This is a genomic window from Nguyenibacter vanlangensis (assembly GCF_038719015.1).
Lineage (GTDB): Bacteria > Pseudomonadota > Alphaproteobacteria > Acetobacterales > Acetobacteraceae > Gluconacetobacter > Gluconacetobacter vanlangensis.
The window spans coordinates 4249107-4268344 of the sequence record NZ_CP152276.1 but is presented as its reverse complement, the minus strand read 5'-3'; the positions used below and the strand labels follow the sequence as shown (position 1 = coordinate 4268344).

Annotated in this window: 21 protein-coding genes; 10 read left to right on the top strand and 11 right to left on the bottom strand. The window is 66.9% G+C overall.

Translation table 11 applies throughout. The features are described from left to right. Window positions 1-35 precede the first annotated feature (35 nt). The 6 genes from AAC691_RS19925 to AAC691_RS19900 all read right to left on the bottom strand — a co-directional run bounded on the left by AAC691_RS19925 (window position 36) and on the right by AAC691_RS19900 (window position 7191). Window positions 36-704 carry a sugar dehydrogenase complex small subunit gene (locus tag AAC691_RS19925; protein ID WP_323990318.1) on the bottom strand — a complete coding sequence of 223 codons (669 nt, stop codon included), beginning with the start codon at window positions 702-704 and terminating at the stop codon, window positions 36-38. 178 nt (window positions 705-882) lie between these two features. Further along, the gene (locus AAC691_RS19920; protein ID WP_342628217.1) at window positions 883-2253 is read right to left on the bottom strand and encodes a cytochrome c; all 1371 of its coding nucleotides are present in this window, start codon (window positions 2251-2253) and stop codon (window positions 883-885) included. Next, the gene (locus AAC691_RS19915; RefSeq protein ID WP_323990316.1) at window positions 2253-4037 is read right to left on the bottom strand and encodes a GMC family oxidoreductase; all 1785 of its coding nucleotides are present in this window, start codon (window positions 4035-4037) and stop codon (window positions 2253-2255) included. Before AAC691_RS19915 ends, AAC691_RS19920 begins: the two co-directional genes overlap by 1 nt. Before the next feature lies 1 nt (window position 4038). Further along, the gene (locus AAC691_RS19910) at window positions 4039-4731 is read right to left on the bottom strand and encodes a gluconate 2-dehydrogenase subunit 3 family protein (protein WP_323990314.1); all 693 of its coding nucleotides are present in this window, start codon (window positions 4729-4731) and stop codon (window positions 4039-4041) included. 802 nt (window positions 4732-5533) lie between these two features. Next, window positions 5534-6511 (bottom strand): hypothetical protein, encoded by a 978-nt coding sequence (locus AAC691_RS19905; RefSeq protein ID WP_342628216.1) that lies wholly within the window; start codon window positions 6509-6511, stop codon window positions 5534-5536. Between the two features lie 320 nt (window positions 6512-6831). After that, a complete protein-coding gene (locus AAC691_RS19900; RefSeq protein ID WP_342628215.1) occupies window positions 6832-7191 on the bottom strand; it encodes a hypothetical protein in 360 nt (119 codons plus the stop codon). A 198-nt stretch (window positions 7192-7389) separates the two neighbouring features. Between AAC691_RS19900 and AAC691_RS19895 the strand changes: the two genes are divergently transcribed. Further along, window positions 7390-8322, top strand: a complete 933-nt coding sequence (locus tag AAC691_RS19895) for a LysR family transcriptional regulator (RefSeq protein WP_342628214.1) — start codon at window positions 7390-7392, stop codon at window positions 8320-8322. A gap of 12 nt (window positions 8323-8334) precedes the next feature. On the opposite strand, the gene cobU is transcribed toward AAC691_RS19895, so the two are convergent. Continuing rightward, complete coding sequence (gene cobU / locus AAC691_RS19890) at window positions 8335-8928, bottom strand: bifunctional adenosylcobinamide kinase/adenosylcobinamide-phosphate guanylyltransferase (protein WP_342628213.1); 594 nt, start codon at window positions 8926-8928, stop codon at window positions 8335-8337. Window positions 8929-8985: 57 nt separating this feature from the next. Between cobU and cobT the strand changes: the two genes are divergently transcribed. From cobT to AAC691_RS19870, 4 genes are all read left to right on the top strand, one after another. Beyond that, the gene (gene cobT / locus AAC691_RS19885; protein WP_408906024.1) at window positions 8986-10041 is read left to right on the top strand and encodes a nicotinate-nucleotide--dimethylbenzimidazole phosphoribosyltransferase; all 1056 of its coding nucleotides are present in this window, start codon (window positions 8986-8988) and stop codon (window positions 10039-10041) included. Then, window positions 10038-10811 carry an adenosylcobinamide-GDP ribazoletransferase gene (gene cobS, locus AAC691_RS19880; RefSeq protein ID WP_323990309.1) on the top strand — a complete coding sequence of 258 codons (774 nt, stop codon included), beginning with the start codon at window positions 10038-10040 and terminating at the stop codon, window positions 10809-10811. The genes cobT and cobS overlap by 4 nt, the downstream gene beginning before the upstream one ends. Before the next feature lie 184 nt (window positions 10812-10995). Beyond that, window positions 10996-11145 (top strand): hypothetical protein, encoded by a 150-nt coding sequence (locus AAC691_RS19875; protein ID WP_176640806.1) that lies wholly within the window; start codon window positions 10996-10998, stop codon window positions 11143-11145. A 441-nt stretch (window positions 11146-11586) separates the two neighbouring features. After that, window positions 11587-11919, top strand: coding sequence for an SMR family transporter (locus AAC691_RS19870; protein WP_342628212.1), 333 nt, complete (start codon window positions 11587-11589; stop codon window positions 11917-11919). Between the two features lie 206 nt (window positions 11920-12125). On the opposite strand, the gene AAC691_RS19865 is transcribed toward AAC691_RS19870, so the two are convergent. From AAC691_RS19865 to AAC691_RS19855, 3 genes are all read right to left on the bottom strand, one after another. Further along, on the bottom strand, window positions 12126-12557 hold the full coding sequence (locus tag AAC691_RS19865) for a CHRD domain-containing protein (RefSeq protein ID WP_323990308.1): 432 nt from the start codon (window positions 12555-12557) through the stop codon (window positions 12126-12128). Between the two features lie 104 nt (window positions 12558-12661). Next, the gene (locus AAC691_RS19860) at window positions 12662-12808 is read right to left on the bottom strand and encodes a hypothetical protein (RefSeq protein WP_176640808.1); all 147 of its coding nucleotides are present in this window, start codon (window positions 12806-12808) and stop codon (window positions 12662-12664) included. A gap of 105 nt (window positions 12809-12913) precedes the next feature. Continuing rightward, on the bottom strand, window positions 12914-13075 hold the full coding sequence (locus AAC691_RS19855) for a hypothetical protein (RefSeq protein ID WP_342628211.1): 162 nt from the start codon (window positions 13073-13075) through the stop codon (window positions 12914-12916). Window positions 13076-13359: 284 nt separating this feature from the next. On the opposite strand from AAC691_RS19855, the gene AAC691_RS19850 reads away from it, so the two are divergent. Next, window positions 13360-13590 carry a hypothetical protein gene (locus tag AAC691_RS19850; RefSeq protein WP_176640810.1) on the top strand — a complete coding sequence of 77 codons (231 nt, stop codon included), beginning with the start codon at window positions 13360-13362 and terminating at the stop codon, window positions 13588-13590. Window positions 13591-13638: 48 nt separating this feature from the next. Here AAC691_RS19850 and AAC691_RS19845 read toward each other — a convergent pair whose 3' ends face one another. Continuing rightward, window positions 13639-14625: a lysophospholipid acyltransferase family protein gene (locus AAC691_RS19845; protein ID WP_408906114.1), complete on the bottom strand. Its 987-nt coding sequence runs from the start codon at window positions 14623-14625 to the stop codon at window positions 13639-13641. A 335-nt stretch (window positions 14626-14960) separates the two neighbouring features. Here AAC691_RS19845 and AAC691_RS19840 point away from each other — a divergent pair, with 335 nt between their 5' ends. The 4 genes from AAC691_RS19840 to AAC691_RS19825 all read left to right on the top strand — a co-directional run bounded on the left by AAC691_RS19840 (window position 14961) and on the right by AAC691_RS19825 (window position 18927). Continuing rightward, window positions 14961-15143, top strand: coding sequence for a hypothetical protein (locus AAC691_RS19840; protein ID WP_323990306.1), 183 nt, complete (start codon window positions 14961-14963; stop codon window positions 15141-15143). A gap of 194 nt (window positions 15144-15337) precedes the next feature. After that, a complete protein-coding gene (locus tag AAC691_RS19835) occupies window positions 15338-15766 on the top strand; it encodes a hypothetical protein (RefSeq protein WP_342628210.1) in 429 nt (142 codons plus the stop codon). Between the two features lie 506 nt (window positions 15767-16272). Next, window positions 16273-17721 carry an exopolysaccharide biosynthesis polyprenyl glycosylphosphotransferase gene (locus AAC691_RS19830; RefSeq protein ID WP_342628209.1) on the top strand — a complete coding sequence of 483 codons (1449 nt, stop codon included), beginning with the start codon at window positions 16273-16275 and terminating at the stop codon, window positions 17719-17721. Window positions 17722-17808: 87 nt separating this feature from the next. Beyond that, a complete protein-coding gene (locus AAC691_RS19825; protein ID WP_342628208.1) occupies window positions 17809-18927 on the top strand; it encodes a glycosyltransferase family 1 protein in 1119 nt (372 codons plus the stop codon). The last annotated feature ends 311 nt before the right edge of the window (window positions 18928-19238 follow it).

Genomic DNA, 19238 nt, shown 5'->3' with positions numbered 1-19238 from the left:
GGGCCGTCTATTGGGGGGCCGTATTCGAAGGCCGCTTATTTGGTCGGAAGGATTGCGGATTGCGGGGGCGCCTTGGACTCCACGGCCGCCGGCGGCGGCGCGGGGGGCGGCACCGCGACGGTCGAGACGGCCGGCACACCCAGCGGCGGCGGCGTTTCGGTCCACCAGCCGGGCTTGCCGAAGCAATAGGTCGGCACCGGCAGGGCATCGCGCGTGGGCTGGTACATCAGCGCGTCGTAATAGGCGACCATCGGGGCGTTGGTCTTGTCCTGCACCGAGCCGGTATACCAAGCCGCGACCAGGCCGAGCATCGCCTGGCGCAGATTGGCCTCTTCGGCACGGGAGAGGATTTCCTCGGGCGTGCCGCCGGGCCGGGCGATGCGCGCCAGGGCCTCGACCTGCGCGCCATAGCCGGGGAAGGTGCGGACCATCGCCGCGAAAAGCCGCGCCGCGATATCGGGATTGAGGTCGCCATGCCCGGTGACCGCCTGCGACACGGCCAGGAAGCGGGATTCGTCGGCCGTCAGGGCCCACGCCGCGGCAGGGCGCGGCGCCAGCATGTCGGCGGCCAGGGCGGAGGCGCCGGCCGCCGCCGATGCCATCATCAGCGTGCGGCGGCGCAGGCTGGACGGCGGGTCGGCCCTATCGGGTACGGCCGGACTGGTTTCGGCCAGGTCGAAGCCTGTCCGGGTCGGGGCATTCATTCTGTCTACACTCCTGGAGAGACGAAGGGGGGCACCGCGCCGTCCATTCGTTTCTATAGCGGAACCGATTCGGTTCGAAAAAGAAACGATATTGAAAAATTCTTTCTTTTCATGATGATTTCCGATTGCCTCTGCTGGAGCGGCGCGTGCCTCCGGCAAAGGAGCACGCGCCGGGCGATCAGTTCAGCGGCAGGCTGGCCACCCCCGCTTCGCTACCGGCCAGGGCCTTGCGGATTCGCGCGACGTCCTCGGCGCGCGCCGGAGGCGCGTCATTGCCCCACGCCTTGCGGATGAAGCTGACGACATCGGCGATTTTCTGATCGGACAGGCGCGCCGCGAAGCCCGGCATGACGAAGGCGGAGGGCGCGTTGCGGGTTGCGCGCACCGTATCGCCGGTCAGCACGATATGGATCAGCGAGTCCGGCGACTTGTCCATGACCACGGGATTGCCGGCCAGCGGCGGGAAGACGGTGGGATAGCCGTGCCCGTCCGTGCGATGGCAGGCCGCGCAACGATCGACATAGACGCGCGCGCCCTGGACCGACACATCGCCGGAATGCAGCGCGCCGGCCAGTGTCGCGTCATAGATCCAGGGCCGCTGCGCCGTGTCGCCGGCAGGCAGGCTCTTGAGGAAATGGGCGATCGCGTGCAGATCGGCGTCGGTCAGATACTGGGTGCCGTGTCCCACCGCGTCGGTCATGCCGCCGAAGGCCGAGCCGTTCAGGATGCGCCCGGTCTTGAGGAAGGCCACGATGTCCTCTTCGGACCAGCGGCCGAGCCCGGTACGGTTTTCCCCGCGCAGGCTGACGGGAATCCAGCCGTCGACGGCGCCGCCGCCCGCGAGGAAACGCGTGCCGTCCGCGGCGGTCAGGGCGGATTCCTGCATCGTCATCGCGCGGGGCGAATGGCAGGCGCCGCAATGGCCGGGGCCTTCGACCAGGTAGGCGCCGCGCGCCGTCTGCGGGTCGGCGAAGGGACGTGCCGAGGCCGCCTGGGCGGCCTTGACCGACGGCGCGAAGGCGGCGCGCCAGAGGATCAGAGGCCAGCGCATCGAGAGCGGCCACATGACGTCGTTGGGCCGCACATGGTTGGCCACCGGCGCCACGCCATGCATGAAATAGATGTACAGCGCGTGGATATCCGCATCCGTCATGCGGGCATAGGACGGGAAGGGCATCGCCGGATAAAGCGACGCGCCGTCGCGCCGCACGCCCTCGCGCACCGCGCGGGCGAATTCGGCTTCGGTATAGCTGCCTATGCCGTTCCCGGGGTCGGGGGTTATGTTCGGGGCATAGATCGTGCCGAACGGCAGGGCGAAGGACAGGCCGCCGGCGAACGGCCTGCCGCCCGGCGCGGTATGGCAGGCCACGCAATCCGAAGCACGGGCGACATATTCGCCCTGCGCCACCAGGGCCGGATCGGCGCCCGGTTCGGTGCCCTGGCGTTCGGTGCCCTGAAATTCGGCGGCGTGGGCGGCCGGGAGGAGAGCCGGCGACAGGCCGAGCGTGCCGAGCAGGGCAGCGAGCGCCGCCCATTTGCGAGAGCGCATCACATCTGCACCAGCGGGCCGGGGTTTTTCAGGTAGGTCGAGCGGATATGATGGGCCGACCAATAGGCCAGGGCCGCGACCATGCCGGTCGGGTTGTAGCCCGTCCCCTGCGGGAAGGCGTTCGCGCCGATGACGAACACGTTCGAGACGTCCCAGCTTTGCAGATAGCGGTTGAGCGCGCTGGTCTTCGGATCCTCGCCCATCACCGCGCCGCCGGCGAGGTGGGTGGTCTGGTAATAGCGCGTATCGAACCGCTCGCCCGGCTGGCGCTGGCCCAGATGCACGTCGCGCGCGCCCATCGCCCGGGTGACCTTGGCGATCTGGCTGACGACATAGCGGTTCATGCGGATGTCGTTATCCTTCCAGTCGAAGGTCATGCGCAGCAGCGGCATGCCGTACGCGTCCTTCCAGGTCGGATCGAGGTCCAGATAGACGTCGCGATAGGCCATGTTCGTGCCGTGCGCGTCCATGCGGACGGAATGCTGGTAGGTATCGACCATGGCCTTCTTCCAGGCCGACCCCCAATGGGGCGTGCCCGGCGGGCCGCCGAGCTTGGCCGCGGCGATGCCCTTGATCCCGGCCTGGTTCACCCAGACCGGCGAACCGCCGATGAAGCCCAGGGGACCGTGATCGAAATTCTCGCTGTTGAAATCGTCGAAGGCGACACCACCGCCGCCGGTGCCGATGAACTGGTTGGTATAGACCGTCTTGTCGAACCAGGCGGTGGTGGTGGTGACGTTCTGGTAGACGAAATTGCGCCCGACCACGCCCGCGTTCGCCACCGGGTCATACGGCTTGCCGATGCCCGAGAGCAGCATCAGATGCACGTTGTGGAACTGGAACGCCGCGACGATCACCAGGTCGGCGGGCTGGAAGACCTCATTCCCGTCGCGATCCAGGTAGGTGACGCCGATGGCCTTGGTCTTGCTGCTGTCGAGTTCGACACGCAGGACGTGGGAACGGTCGCGCAGCTCGAATTTCGGATCGCTGCGCAGGGCCGGCAGGATATTCACGTTCGGCGAGGCCTTGGAATACATGTAGCAGGCATAGCCGCTGCAATAGCCACAGAAATTGCAGGGCCCCATCTGCACGCCGTAGGGGTTGGTATATTGCGCGGACGCGTTGGCCGCCGGCATGGAATAGGGGTGGAAGCCCACCGCCTCGGCCGCCTTGCGGAACATGTTGGCGCCATAGACGTCCTTGAGCGCCGGCAGGGGAAAATGATCGGAGCGCGAGGGCGCGAAATAATTGCCCTTGCCGACCACCCGGCCATCGACCATGTAGGCCTCGCCCGACGTGCCGAAGACTTTTTCGGCCCTGTCGAAGAACGGCTCCAGCTCGTCATAGGTGACGCCGTAATCCTGGAGGTTCATGCCTTCGGGGATGAATTTCTCGCCGTATTTCTCGACGACCTTGCTGCGCAGGACCAGATCGTCGGGCGGCATGCGGAAATGCACCCCGGACCAGTGCAGGCCCGCGCCGCCCACGCCCTCGCCCGGCAGGAAGGCCGACATCTGGCGATAGGGCAGCGCCGTCTGGTCGGGCGTGTTGCGGATGGTGACCGAGGTCCTGGACAGGTTCTGGAAGATCTTGTGCCGGAAATTGGCCTGCAGTTCGTCGAGCGACCCGGGATAGGCGCCGTCGCTGGCGGTGCTGCGGTCGGCGCCGCGTTCCAGCATGACGACGCCCAGCCCGGCCTCGGTCAATTCCTTGGCCATGATCGATCCGGCCCAGCCGCCGCCGACCACCACGGCGTCGACCTGCTTCATCCTGATGCTGGCCATGTCAGGCGGTTTCCCCGGAAATCGAGACCGAGCCGAGCGGGTAGCGCGGGCCGTACTGGTCCACCCAATCCATGAAATCGGCGCGGGCACCGGGGAAATTGATCATCGTCCAGCCGCCAAGCCCCTTGTTGCCGCCATGCACCGGGTCGGAGAAGGCGCCCTCCATCGTGTTGTTCAGCAACTGGGCGAAGAAGGTCCGCGCCGGCAGGTCGCCGAAGCGCGTATCGCCCGTCTCGAACCCGCGCAGGATGTCGTCGCGGGTGGCGGCATCGAGGTCGGCGAAGGATTTGCCGTATTTCGCCTGCACGAAGGCTTCGGCCCCGGCGATGCCCTTGCGGTAGATGTCACGCGGGGCATAGGGCAGCTGGTAGCCGAGATTGGCCGGACCTGAAACGAACGGAGCCTGCATGTACCACAATTTTCCGAAAGCGTACGGCGTATCCATCTGCCGGTCGATGAACTCGGGCACCCCCAGGGCAAGGGCGCCTGGTCCGACCGCGTCCTCGGGGATCAGCCGGTCGCAGGCGGCGTGCAGAAACGTCCATTCCGCGGCGGTGAAGAACGTCGGGACATAGGGCGGCGCATCGGCCGAACGCGCGGCGCCGACCGGCACCGCAGCGGAGCCGAGTGCTGCGGCTCCGGCCAATCCCTGCATGAAAATCCTGCGGGACGGATCGGGGGGAGGCGTCGTCATACCATCACGGGCTCCGGGGGCACCCGCGGGGGCCAGCGTCTTGGCGGACACCGTCACCTGCGGGTCGGGGGAAACGAAGGGGGAACTGCAGCGCGGATTGCTGTCACGCGTTTTTGTCCGCTTTCTTCGCCTGACCTAAAGCAGAAATCACTTTCGTGGCAACCCTGCCCCCGGACGCCGCGGCAGGGCCTTCCGGCCACCCCGGAAAGATTGGCCCACCCGCCCGGGAACGCCCCCTGCCCTGCCGGCAATCAGTTGGTTTTTACCAATCTTTCATGATTCAGACCGATCTTTTGACACCGGATCGATCGGCTCCGCCTGGGCATGTCCGGCGACGCCGGGGAATGCGGATTGCGGTGGCCACCCACATCGTTTCGATCATTATCACACAAATTTTAACTGTCCCGGCATAATGCGGCCGCGCGCCCGGGGCCGATCCGGCACGCGCCGGCGTCATATCCGCCAGACCGAGGGGCCCTGCGCCGATGGGCGACTGGGGCGACCGTGTCCATCGCCCCATGATACCGTCCTGCGTGGAGAGGCTGGGCTACAGGGCCTGGGCGCCGCCGTATCGGCCATGATTCCATCCGCGCTTTTCCGGACGGACAGCCGGTTTCAACCGAAACCTGATTTCGTAAAAGACGGTGTGGCGCACGGTCTTTACGACGATGCCTTTACGGCGATGCCAGAGAACGTGCCTTGCCGCGCCATCAGGCGCGGTTGCGGGGAGCGGCGCACGGAAAAAGGCGGCCCGTCCGGAGACAGGCCGCCTGCTGCACGATCACAGATGGTTCCAGGCCGGTCAGGCGCTGGCCGCGGCCTTCGCGGCGGCGAGGCGCGCCAGGCGGACCTGCTTGCGGGCTTCGCGCGCTTCGCGCCACGCATCGACGGCGGTGCGCGTGCCCTTTACGGCGCGCTTGCTCACCGGCGCGGACTTCGCGACGCCTTTCTTGGCGGGGGCCTTGGCCGACGACTTGGCCGGAGCCTTCACCAGTTCTTTCGTGGCAGCCTTCGTGACGGTTTTCGGCGCGGGCTTCGCGGCCACACTCCTGGTGGCGGCCTTGACGGCCTTGGGCGCCTTGACCGGAGCGGCTTTCGCCGCAGTGGTCTTCGCCGCAGTGGTCTTTGCGGGAGCAGCCTTCGCGGGAGCAGTCTTCACCGGAGCGGCCTTCGCCGGAGCAGCCTTCACCGGGGCGGCCTTCACTGGAGCGGCTTTCGCGGCCGGCGCCTTGGCGGGCGCAGCCTTTGCGGGGACGGCCTTCGCCGGCTTGGCCATCGCAGCCTTCTTGGCCTTGGCCACGGGCTTCGGCGCTTCGACCACCGGAGCGGCCTTTCGGGCCGTCGCTGCGGCGCGGCGCGCCGGCGGCTTGGCGGCCGTGGCGCGGGCGGCCGCGCCCTTGGCCGGCTTGCGGGCGGAGGTCACGACCTCTTCCGCGACCGGACCGGCCTTGACGGCCGGGCGGGCGGGGCCGCGACGGCGCGCGGGCGCCGCCACGACGACGGGCACGACCACCGGTTCGGGCGCGGCCTTCGGTGCGCGGGCACGGCGGGCGGGCTTGGCGGCGACCGGTGCGGGTTCGATGACCGGCGCGGGCTCGATTTTCGGCTCGGCAGCCTTGGCCTTCTTGCGCGCGCCCTTCACCTTGACCGGCGTCTCGGCAATTTCGGAGGCCGGGGCTGCGATCTTCTCTTCGACCGGGGCGGCCGTCACCTTGGCTTCGCTCTTCTTCGCGGTCGCCTTGCGACGCGTCCGCGCGGACGTCTTCGTTTCTTCACTCATACAGATGCAACCTTTCGCACGCCATGATGTCCATCGCCCGCCCTGCCGCACGGTTACGCTGCAGGCGGGTCGCCCGAGCAGGGTGCCCTGGAAGGCCGTATCGATCCTGTCGCGCCAGAGAGCCCCGTCCGAACTGAGGCCATGAAATACCTCGTTCTTCCGCATCATCTCGGGCCTGAACGCACATATGTCAAGTCAAAGAGAATAGAGGATGATTTTTTTCTTGCATCGGGTCACGCATCCGTGGGGTCGCGCCCGGCGGGACGCGGAACACAAATTCAATTCGATCCATATATAATAATGATCTTATGGAAATTCATCTACCGCGCCCGGTCCGTCGTGCCGGGCGGCGCGCCCGGGCGACGGACACGGCATCCGGGCCGGGCGGGCCGGTCCGGACGGTTCGCGAAACGGAGCCGAATCAAAACAAGAATCCGGAACCCGCCCCGCGGCACGGTCCCGACGCGCCCCAGGCGCGCTTCCATACGTGCCTCGACACGACCTTCGGCCCCTCCCCTGGGAAGGCATGCCTTCCGGTACAGGTCGCGCCCGATGCCGCCGATCATGGCCGGATCGGAATCCTCGGCTGCCTGAGCAAGGATTGTCCCGGCCATCGTGCTCACGCTGCCGTGCCCGGTGCCGAGGACCCGGATCGCGACGATCGGCGTGCCCGGCGCCATGCCGTGGCTCTTCGGCAGGACACGGGGAAAGACGGGGGGAAAGATGGGGAGAAAGACAGGGAGAAAGACGGGGGGGGGCGGGAGGGGCGATCCGGAAATTCCCGGGCCGGGGCGGGGTTATGCATGGACAAAAGGGACGCGACGACGGCATCGTCTGGAAAACGGAAAGAATGGCCCCCTCATGTTCAGAACAACGCTATGACGCGCCTCCCCGATCTGGAAGCATGGGCGATCTTCGCCAAAGTCGTGGAAACGGGATCCTTCGCCCGGGCGGCGGAGGAATTGCAGATTTCGAAACCCACCGTGTCGAAAGCCATCGGCCGGCTGGAAGCGCGGCTGGGCTCGCCGCTGCTGCATCGGACATCGCGGCAATTCTCGCTGACCGAGACGGGACGGGGCGCGCTGGATCGTGCCACGCGGATTCTGGCGGATGGCGAGATGGTCGAGGCCGAGGCCCGCGAGCAGACGGTCCATCCGCGCGGGCTGATCCGGCTGACCGCGCCGATGACCTTCGGCATCGCGCATCTGGCGCCGGAACTGCCTGAATTCATGGCGACCTATCCGGATATCGACATCGCCATCACCTTCAGCGATCAGCAGATGGACCTGGTCGGCGGCGGCTACGACCTGGCGGTGCGGATCGCGTCGCTGGCGGACTCGTCGCTGCGCGCGCGGCGCCTGTGCGCGGTGCGGCTGCCGCTGGTCGCATCGCCCGCCTTCCTGCAGCGCACGGGCGAGCCGCGCCATCCGCGAGAATTGGAGCAGATGCCGGGGTTTATCTATACCAATACCGCGGCGCCGGGGCAGATCCGGTTTCATCATGCGCAGGACGGCGATTACACCATCGTGCAATCCGGACGGCTACACGCGAACAATGCCGAGGCGTTCCTGCCGTTCCTGCTGGCGGGACTGGGCGTCAGCCTGATGCCGGAATTCATGGTCTGGGACGAGCTGATGGCCGGACGCCTGGTCAATGTGCTGCCGGAATGGCAGGTCACGCCGATCGCGATCCATCTGGTGACGCCGCCCGGGCAGATGCGCCCGGCGCGGGTGTCGCTGCTTCTGGACTATCTGGCCGGCCGTTTCACGACCGCACCCTGGGCGCGCGCGCCGCGAGCCCCCGCGGCATGACCGGCGGCGACGCTATTGCCGGTCCTTTACCGTCAAGGGCAGGCCCGCGACCATCAGGACGACGTGCCCGGCCTGGCGGGCAATCGCCTGGTGCAGCCAGCCGGCTTCATCTCTGAAGCGACGGCCGAGCGGCGTCTCGGGCACGATGCCCAGCCCGACCTCGTTCCCGACCAGGACGGTCGGGGCCGGGCGGCGGCGCAGGGTCCGGAGCAGCGCGTCGGTGGCTGCCGGGATGTCGCGGTCTTCGAGCAGCAGGTTGGTCAGCCACAAGGTCAGGCAATCGACCAGGACGGGCAGGGTTCCGGCGTCATCCAGCGCGGCGGGAAGCGCCAGCGGCTCCTCGACCGTCTGCCATCCGGCAATCCGGTCGGCGCGATGCCGGGCGATGCGCCGGCGCATTTCATCGTCCCAGGCCCGGCCGGTCGCGATATAGCGCCAGGGCGGCGGGCCGGCGGTGACCAGGGCCTCGGCATGACGGCTCTTGCCCGAACGGACGCCGCCGAGCACCAGGATGGTCCCCGCCTGGTCCGCTGCCGGGCTCTCCCCTTGGCCTGTCCCTTGGCCCGCACCCTGTCCTGGTGGCTCTTCGCGGCCTGCCGGTTCCATGTCTCCTCCGCGACGCGCGCCTTGCATCAGCGCGCATAACGCCACACAAACGGTGCCATGGCACGCCCCTTTTCCGATCCCCCGGCCTTTCCCGACCCCCTGGCCTTTCCCGACATGGACGCGCTGCGGCATGCCTGCGCCGGCCTGCCGCCGGCCGACGCGGCGGCGCGGCAGGCCATCGCGGCGCGCAACGCGGTGCTGACCAAGCCGCCGGGGAGCCTGGGCCGGCTGGAAGAGCTGGCCGCCTGGCTGGGCGCCTGGCAAGGCAGGGCCACGCCGGTGCTGGAACGGGTGCGGGTGATCGTCTTCGCCGGCAATCACGGGGTCGTGGCACGGGGCGTATCGCCCTGGCCGGCGGACGTCACCGGGCAGATGGTCGGCAATTTCGCGGCAGGGGGCGCCGCCATCAACCAGTTGGCGCGGGTGGCCGACGCGCAACTGACCGTCATTCCCCTGGCGGAACTGGCGCCGACCGCGGATTTCACCGAAGCCCCCGCGATGGACGAGGCGCAATTCCTGGCAGCCGTTGCCGCCGGCCATGCTTCGGTGCCGCCGCAGACCGACCTGCTGTGCCTGGGCGAGATGGGGATCGGCAACACGACCGCCGCCGCCGCGCTGGCGGCCGCCCTGTTCAGTGGCGACGGCACGCAATGGGCCGGCCCCGGCGCCGGGTCCGACGCGGCCGGCATCGCGCGCAAGGCGGCGGCGATCGACGCCGGGCTGGCGCGCCACGCCGCCTGGCGCGGCGATCCGCTGGAGATGGCGCGCCGGGTCGGCGGATACGAGCTGGCGGCGATCCTGGGGGCCGTGCTGGCGGCGCGGCGGAACCGCGTGCCGGTCGTGCTGGACGGATTTGTCTGTACCGCCGCCGCCGCGCCCCTGGCCCGGCTGCATCCCGAAGGGCTGGCGCATGCCGTGCTGTCCCACCAATCGGCCGAGACGGCCCATGGCGTGCTGGCGCGGCATCTGGGGCTGGCCCCGCTGCTGGCGCTGGAGATGCGGCTGGGCGAGGCATCGGGAGCCGCGCTGGCCGTGCCGCTGTTGCGCGCCGCCCTGGCCTGCCACGCCGGCATGGCCAGCTTCGCCGAGGCGGGAATCAGCGCGCGGCAATGAGCTGGCTGTCCAGGCGCCGCGCGGATCTGCTGGCCGGGCTGGGGCTGCTGACGCGCCTGCCGGCCGGCCGGTCGCGACGCGGAACGGCCGGGGGCGAGGACGAGAGCGAAGACGAGATCGACCTGGCCCGGTCGGCCTGGACCTGGCCGCTGATCGGCCTGGCGGTCGGCGCCGCGAGCGGCGGCGTGGCGGGCCTGCTGGACTGGGCCGGCATGGGCCGGCTGACGGCGGCGGGATGGGCCATGGCCGCTCAGGTCCTGCTGACCGGCGGGCTGCATGAGGATGGGCTGGCCGATATGGCCGACGGGTTCGGCGGCGGCCGGGATACGGCGCGCAAGCTGGCGATCATGCGCGACAGCCGGGTCGGCAGCTATGGCGTCCTGGCGCTGGTGCTGGCGCTGCTGATCCGCGCGTCGGCGCTGGCGGGCCTGGCCCATCCCGTGACCGGGTTGGCGGTGGCGGGCGGGCTGGGCCGGGCCGCCATGGCCGGGCTGCTCGGCGTACTGCCGCCGGCCCGCCGGGACGGGCTGGCGGCCGGCATGACGCGCGTTCCGCCCATGGCGCTGGCGGCCGGCCTGGCCGTGCCGGTTCTGGCGGCGGGACTGACATTGCCGCCGTCCCGGGCGGCCGGAGCCTGCCTGGCGGCCATCGTGGCGGCCGGGCTGGTGGCGGGCCTGGCGCGACGGCAGATCGGCGGGCATACCGGCGACGTGCTGGGCGCCTGCGCCGTGATCGTGGAAGGAAGCGTGCTGAGCGTCCTGGCCCTGTAGGCCGCTTCACATCGCGCTGAGCGCGTCCGCCGGCCCTTGTTTCGCGCATGCGCGCCAACCAGATCCGTCGACGGGAGCGATACCCGCGCCCCAAGGATTGGTTTCCCGAAGTTCGTTCTGAGGGAAAGAATTTTCCGGAACCGGTTTCCGGACATCCGGACCCTGGTCATTTGGAGAGCATGTCATGTTCGGCAGACGCCTGGCCGGCCATCCCGATCACAGATTGTCGGACAATACCAAGCAGACATTGGGCGGCATCGTCGTCGTGGCGGTGATGATCGCCGCCATCGTCATCAGCATCCTGCTATCGCCCACGATTCCGCTGGGGCATTAGCGTCCTGCCCGAGAAATTCTTATGAGAATTTCTCGGATCGGCAGGCCACTAGAATATTGATTCTAATGTCCTTTCGATTCCGGAATTCGCTTGCGAATTTCGGAATCAGGACATTGGAGCAGACCATGATGAGGGAGAGTTGCCCGATTAGGCGCCCCCCGTCACGGCATGCCCCGTCACGGCATGTATTGGGATTCTGCGTCCGGAATTCATGAGCGGATTCCGGCGATCGGCGGATTGGTCGAAAATATTCTTCCGTTTTGTGCCCAGCCCTGTTTCTGGAATCCGAACGATTCCGGAAACAGGGCATTTCTGTGATGTACGCAACGCTACGGGGGTCGGACGGCGAATGCATTGAAGACGATGGCTGGGCGCGTGGCGCTTCTTGTTGTACCGTGCGGCGGATTTTGTCGCGGGGTCGGGCACAAGGGCGATCGGGGCGTGAATTCCTATCTGTTTCTGGCCGGCGCCATCATCGCCGAAGTCATCGCAACGTCTTTACTGAAATTGTCGGATGGTTTTTCCCGCCCGCTGCCCACGGTACTGATGCTCGGCCTGTACGGCGTGGCGTTCTTCCTGCTGTCGCTGACCCTGCGCACCATGCCGACCGGCATCGTCTATGCCGTATGGTCGGGCGCGGGCATCGTGCTGATTTCCGTCATCAACCGGATCTGGCTGAAACAATATCTGGACGGACCGGCGATCGTGGGGATGGTGCTGATCGTCCTGGGCGTGGCGATCATCAATCTGTTTTCCCGTACCGCCGGTCACTAGAGCATTTCCACTGAACACCGGTTCAGTGGAAATGCTCTAAGTCATTATTTTATAGAGCATCTTCACCCGTTCAAACGAGTCCGTTTGAACGGGATCTGCTCTAGCATCAATATTTTAGTGGCCTGCCCGGGCTGGACGTCATTGCGTCTCCACGCGATCGGGCGGTTCCACCCGATCACGATCCGCCCTGGACGGCGTTCGGCCGGCTATTGGGCGCCGCGCACCTGCAGTTGGGCGCGGGCTTCGCCGTTCGGGTGGGCCTCGGTGTGCAGGTTGACATAGACCCGGCCGGCCCGCAGCGCCGTCACCTGCTCCGGCGTCATGACCACCGCGCCGTGCAGCGGACTGGCATAAGGCCCCTTGATCGGCACCATGACCCCGGCATCCTGCCCCGGATCGGCCGGGCCGTGAAAATGCGCCGCCATGACCGGACCGCTCAGCCCGCTATATTTAATAGTGTAGGTGACGAGGTTGCGCTTCTCATCCAGCGTGCCGGTAAAACGGCCGGTCACCGCAGGCGAGGCACCGGCGGCCGGAACGAACGGCCCGGTGACCGGGACGGTACGGGCCTGGACCGGTGCCGCGGCCAGCGCCGGGACGGCCAGGACCATGCCGGCGATCAGGAAGGAACGGATCATCTGGAATTCTCCCGCGAGAAAAGGCCGCAAAGCGCGGCCGGTCACGACGCGCCGGCGGCGATTATCCGCGGCGGCACCAAACGCGAAGCCTTGCCGTCCGGCTGTCAGATGTCCAGGCCGGCCGGCCGATTCAACACCGACAAATCGGGGTCGATCCGCGTTTCGACGAGACGCGCGACCTGGATGCCACAGGCGACGAGCAGGCCGGACACAAGGCCGACCATTCCCAGTTGAATCCCCAGATGGACCATTGTCGTTCTCCTGATGGAAACTACGCAACAATGCCAGGAATGGCCGCCGCCTGTGCGCAAATCATGGCGAGAGCCGGTCTTTTCTGCAGCATGCGACAGTAGCCCCTACGAGCCGCCATAGCCCATGCCGACGGAGCCGTACGGGCCGCGATGCACATGGTCGCCGGTACCGCCATGGGCGCAGCAACCACCCAGGACCAGCAGCGCCGCCAGCAGGATCGAACGTGGCCGGATCGGCCGGCCGCGTGAGAGAAACCTTTGTGCCATGCTGTTCCAAACCCGGGGTCCGGACATGAGGTCCGGAGTCCGGACTGAAGCGCAACGTTGGATAGGGCAAATTGTTCCACGCCCCAAGACGGGATCCGGCCGCCATTGTCAAGCGGCCTTTTGCCGGCGCCCCATGGATGTGCGCGCCCCGACGCCTACATGTGTTTTGTCGCAGTTACGGATTTGGAGACGGCGCGTCCGCGATCCGTCCGTCCGGAAGATTTGCTGCGGACGATTTGCCGAGGGCCAACGCGCGCGGACGCGCGCAGGGAAGGATGGGTGTGATGTCCCGATTTATCGAAGACGACGACAAGCCGGCCCATGCCGGGGCGGGCAAGCATGAACTGGCGCGCCGCCTGGCCGAAGCCGCCCTGCGGGCGGAAGAGCATGGCGACCAGGCGCGGGCGGACGAATTGTTCGCCGAGGCCGAGCGGACCGATCCGCAGGCGGTCGAGAACGTGCTGATGGAATGGCCGGAACATCCGCGCACCCGACGGCGCAGGGTCCCTGGCTGAACTGAAGACTGGGACTGGAGACTGGGACTGTGGAGCCTGGCAGGCTGCTCAATCCCCGTCGTGGCCAGGGTCGCGACCGGCATCGCGGCCGAGTGGGGCGGGCGGCGGGTCGGTGATGTCGGCATTGCGGCGCAGTTGGGCCGCGCCGTCGGCCACCGCCGTCCAGGCCGCCTGCGCCAGCGCCTTGCGGCCAGGGAAATCGGCCGGGTCGAGCACGGGATGCAGAATGACGCTGGCGCGCATCGAGCGCCATTGCACGAGCTGCCACAGATGCGGCGCCAGGTCCATGTCGCCGTACCATGAGAAGACCGGGCGGCGATTGCGGTTGACGTTGAGCCCGTCCAGCCGGTCGAAGACCAGCGAGATCGGCTGGATCAGCGGCGCCATGCCGTCGTCATAGGTCAGGGGCGGCGGCTCGCCCTCGCTGCCCTTGCGCAGGGCGGGGATCTTGGCGATGGCGAAGAAGGCCGACATAAAGGGCAGCACGCGCGAGCCGTCCGAGGACGTGCCCTCGGGGAACAGGATGAGATTGTCGCCCCCGATCAGGCGGCCGATCATTTCGTCGCGCTCGCGCCCCGTCGTGCTGCGCTGGCGGCTGACGAAGATCGTCCGGCCGATACGCGCCGCCGTGCCCATCAGGGGCCATGCGCCGATATCGCCCTTGGCGACGAAGACCGACGGCAGGACCGCGCCCAGTACCGGCACGTCGAGCCACGAGGAATGATTCGCCACATAGATGACCGGGCGCTCGCCCCGTGCCCGGGCGGCAGCGCCCCCGACACTGCCGGCCCGCTTGCCGATGACGCGGATCTCGACCGACAGCAGGCGACACAATCCGCCCCAGATCACCGGAGTCCAGCGGATTTTCGCGGTGCCCGGCACCAGCAGCAATCCGGCCTCGAACCCGACGGACAGCGGTATCCAGACGGCGATCCCGGCCAGACGCGCCACCGCGCGCAGCACGCGCAACGTCCGGCGGCGCGGGGCCGCCCATGCGAGGCAGTCGGCCGCATCGTCCCCTTCCGCCAGGGTCATGCCCCGGTGGCGCACGGCCCGGCGCTCGGTCATGCCCGGGATCCCGGAACCGGTCCGGCGAGGCGCAGGAAGCGAGGAGAAGCTGGAATCATGTGCCAATCATAGCCCCGATGGCGCGGCAGTCCAAACGCGGCCCGACCGCGCCCGTCATGCATCACCAAACCGCCGTCATGTCAAATCGGCGCGCGCATCGCGCAGGGGCATCCGCGTGCAATGCGGGGCCGATCACAGCAGGGACAATGACGGCGGGGATAATCACATCGGTGACATCGCGCAAACGGGACGCTGCCGGGGCGTTGAGCCGGCATCGCATGGGCCAGCATCGGAGGGCGGTCATGTCGCACAACCAAACGCCCGCGGGACCTGCGCCCCCCGCGGAGACGCCGGCCGGCAATGGGAAGACGCCCGCCACCGGCGCCCAGACGAAGGACCAGAAGCTGGATGAGGGGCTGGACGAAAGTTTCCCGGCCAGCGATCCCCCCTCGATCAGCGGATCGACGTCGGCCGAGGGAGAGTGAGGGAACGCGGGGCGACGTACCGCGCATGTGATGGCCAGGCGCCTGGCACGAAGCGGCCCGGCCACCCATATCGGGCAGAGACAGGCGGGTACCGGATGCCCGTCGCGGGCACGCCTATTTCCTTTGTTTCCTGTATCGGAGCAGGAGCCATAGCCTGTCGGTCGCAGCCCCGGACGGACGGAGGGAGACGTGCGATGACGACGATGGATCCACACCAGACCAGGGCGGCGGCGGAGTCGAACAACGCCAGGTCGATCGAGATCGGGCCGTGGGACGACAGGCAGGATTGCGCGGCGTGGCTGGACGCGTTCCTGTCCGAAGAGGGCCTGACCCGCGGATATGGATATTTGCTGCGGCGCGCCGCGGACAAGGGATTGTACGACGTGGTCCGAAGCTGGGGCCACACGGACAGGCCCGCCCCCGTCGATGCGACCACGATCGAAATCCTGTTGCCGCAGAAAATCATTATGGAAGCCGCCCAAGGGAGCGCGGCCACGTCCGAAGAAATCGTGGCGCGTTTATCCTGCGCGCTGCCCGTGGCGGTACGGCGGCACATCACGAGAAAACGTTTCAACCGATATGGACATATCGGATGCACGGGAGAAGATCCGATGCGCCGCTGAAACAGGTGCCCCAGGCGCGGCATACACCCCCACAAACGGCGGCAACGCCGGGTTCATCGGAAAGTTCCGCCGAAGCCGCTGGAATTTTCGTACTAAAAACAACATGATAGATTCGCGAATGGTCCTCTCCACCATGGGGTCGGAGGGGATTTTTTTTGATCCGGCATGGAACTATTTCCAACCACCCGCATCATCCCGGATGAGAATTCCCGACCATGACAAAAATTCTCACGGTCGACGCATTTTGGAACGACTTGCCATCTCATGAGACAAACAATCTATAGACTGTCCAAATTGGCCTGATGTAACCATGGGTCGGCAATAGAATAAAACCAACAATGCCGCCGTCGTGTTTTTATTTCGCAAATTTTCCAGACCAATCCAATTCTCGCCATATTCATTATTAATAAGATGGAAACTATATCCAGAGACGGGGTAGTATTATGACGACCCTAGATTACAACAGGGCAATTACACCTGATATTTCTGCTTCCGTGCCGGGTTCCGTGCCGGACAATCGTGCATTCATCGACGTAGCGCAGGAAAAGGTTCGCCCGCTTGCGGTACCCGAAAATGCACCTCTGCTGATTTTCGCATCCGATATTGTCGCCTATGCCCTGTCTTTTTTTGCCGTCTTTCTGATCAGCGCGCAGATCGCCCATATCTTCTACCATGTCGCGCTGGCCGTTCCGACAGTGTCTGCATTGCGAGACATGCTGATCGGCCAGGCGACGGTCTTCTGTTTCGTTGCCTATATCTTCTGGCTGCAGGGACATTACCGCGATCGCGGCACGTTCTGGGATGAGACCCGGGTCGTCGTTTCGACATCGCTGTTCGCCGCACTGATTTCCAGCTTCGCAATCCTTGGCCGCGTTCCGCAGCCCTATGCGCTGGCGAGCGGCGGCGCCTGGCTGTGTTTCGCCCTGTTCGCGCCGATCGGACGGCAGGTGGCCAAGCACGCACTGCATCGGCTCGACGCCTGGCAGGTGCCGACCCTGCTGGTCGGGGCGGATGAGCATTGCCACGGCATCCGCGCCGCGCTGGCCAGCGATTCCCTGCCGGGCCTGCGGACGGTCGGGCACATCGACATTTCCGAATTCATCACGGCGACCGACGACAATCACGGCCGGGGCGTGCTGCGCCGGTACGGCGCCAGCCGCGCGCTGCTGGTCTGCGACACGGATCATGGCGTCAACCGCGCGGCGGTGCAGCGGCTGGTGCGCGACGGCGTGCCCTTTACCCTGGTGCCGCGCGGCATCGAACTGCCGGTCCATGGCATGCGCAAATCGTCGTTCTTCAGCCACGACGACGTGATGTTCACGTACTATAACAATCTGGACCAGCCTTTGGCGCGGGCGGTCAAGATCCTGTTCGACATCACGGTGGCGACCAGCCTGTTCGTCGCGCTGCTGCCTTTCTTTGTCGCGATCGCCGCTCTGGTCAAGCTGGATGGCGGGCCGGCCTTTTTCGGGCACCGGCGGCTGGGGATGAACGGGCGGCATTTCCACTGCCTGAAATTCCGCACGATGGTGGTCAATTCCGCCGAGGTGCTGAAGGAGTTGCTGGCGCGCGACCCGGCCGCGGCCGACGAATGGGCCCGCACGCAGAAATTGACCAACGATCCGCGCGTGACCGCGATCGGCCGTTTCCTGCGCAAGACCAGCCTTGATGAGCTGCCCCAGTTGATCAACGTGCTGCGCCTGGAGATGAGCCTGGTGGGCCCGCGGCCGATCGTGGATGCGGAAGCCGGCCATTATGGGGAATATATCGAGCTGTATTATAAGACGCGGCCGGGCGTCAGCGGCTTGTGGCAGGTCAGCGGGCGCAGCGATACCAGTTATGCCGAGCGGGTTCGCCTGGATGGGTGGTATGTCCGCAACTGGGCCATATGGCATGACGTGGCGATCCTGCTGAAGACCCTGCCCGCGGTCCTGGCGCAACGCGGCGCGCGATGACGTGCGCGGCCGGATCTGGTCGGGACCGGCCGGAAACGCGCCGGGGCCACGGCACCTGTTTCATCTGAAGCGGTCGGGACGGACGCAATGAACCTGTATATCAACGGCCGTTTCCTAACCCAGAAGATCAGCGGCGTTCAGCGATTCGCACGGGAAATCTCCAAACGGATATTGGAGATTTCCCCGCATGGACTCCCGGCGCATATCCTCGCGCCGCCGGGGGCCGCCGCGTGCCCGGCGGACGGCCTGCCGGCCCGTTCATGCGGGCGGCTGCGCGGACAGGCGTGGGAGCAGGCCGAACTGCCCTGGCATGCCAGGGACGGGATGCTGGTCAACCTGGGCAATACCGCGCCGTTGCTGGCCCCGCTGGCGGGCCAGGCGCAGATCGTCGTCGTCCATGATGCGGGGGTCTTCAGCTACCCTCAGGCCTATTCGGCCAAGTTTCGGCTGTGGAACAGGGGCATGCTGCATGCCCTGCGCCATACGCGCACGCATTTCGTCACCGTGTCCGAATTTTCACGCCGCGAATTGCAGGCGCGCCTGCGCCTGCCCGATGACGGCGTATCGGTCATCACCGAGGGGGCGGATCACATCCTGTCCCTGACGCCCGACAGGACGATCCTGGCCCGGCACGACATCACGCCCCGGCGGTTCGTGCTGGCGGTCGGCAACCTGGCCCCGCACAAGAATCTGCGTGGATTGTCGCTGCTGGCGCGGTCGCTGGCGGCGCTGGACATCGATCTGGTGGTGACGGGAGGGCTGAACCGCACGGTCTTCTCGGAGAGCGACCGGGAGCAATCCCTGCCCCAGCCGGCGAAATATATCGGCCGGGTCGACGACACCGAATTGCGCGCCCTGTACGAGGCGGCGCTGTGCTTCGTATTCCCGTCCTTCTACGAGGGGTTCGGCCTGCCGCCGATCGAGGCGATGGCCTGCGGCTGTCCGGTGGCCGCGTCGGCGATTCCGTCGCTGGAGGAAGTCTGCGGTCCGGCTGCCGCCTATTTCGATCCGGCCGACCCGGCGGATATCGAGCGCCGCGTCATGGCGGTGGTCGAGGATCCGCTGCGGCGGGGACGGATGCGCGATGCCGGCGGCATCCACGTGGCCGGGTTTACCTGGGACCGGGCCGCGCGCCAGCTTCTGGACATCGTCGGACGCCATGCCCCCGTGGCAAGCAGCCAGCCGCTTTTCGCCGGCCAGCACTGACCCGGACCGTCGATCCGGGCGGTGGCCATCGGGGCGGCGGCCGAAGGCGGCGGTCAAGGGACAACAGCCGGTCCGGCACGCTTTTCTGGCCATGGCGGCGCGATGTGCTATGTATGTGGCCTGACGCAAGCGGCCTCGGCCATGAATGACCGACTGACGACTATAAGGCGTAAAGAGACGCAGGTTTTTCGGCCCGTCCGGGCGAACTGAACAATATTGTTACCCATCCGGCATCATTATCGCGTCAGATGCCGTGATTTTGCTGTTATTTTCCGTTGTCCTGCTGCACGCACCACTGGAAAGGGACCAAA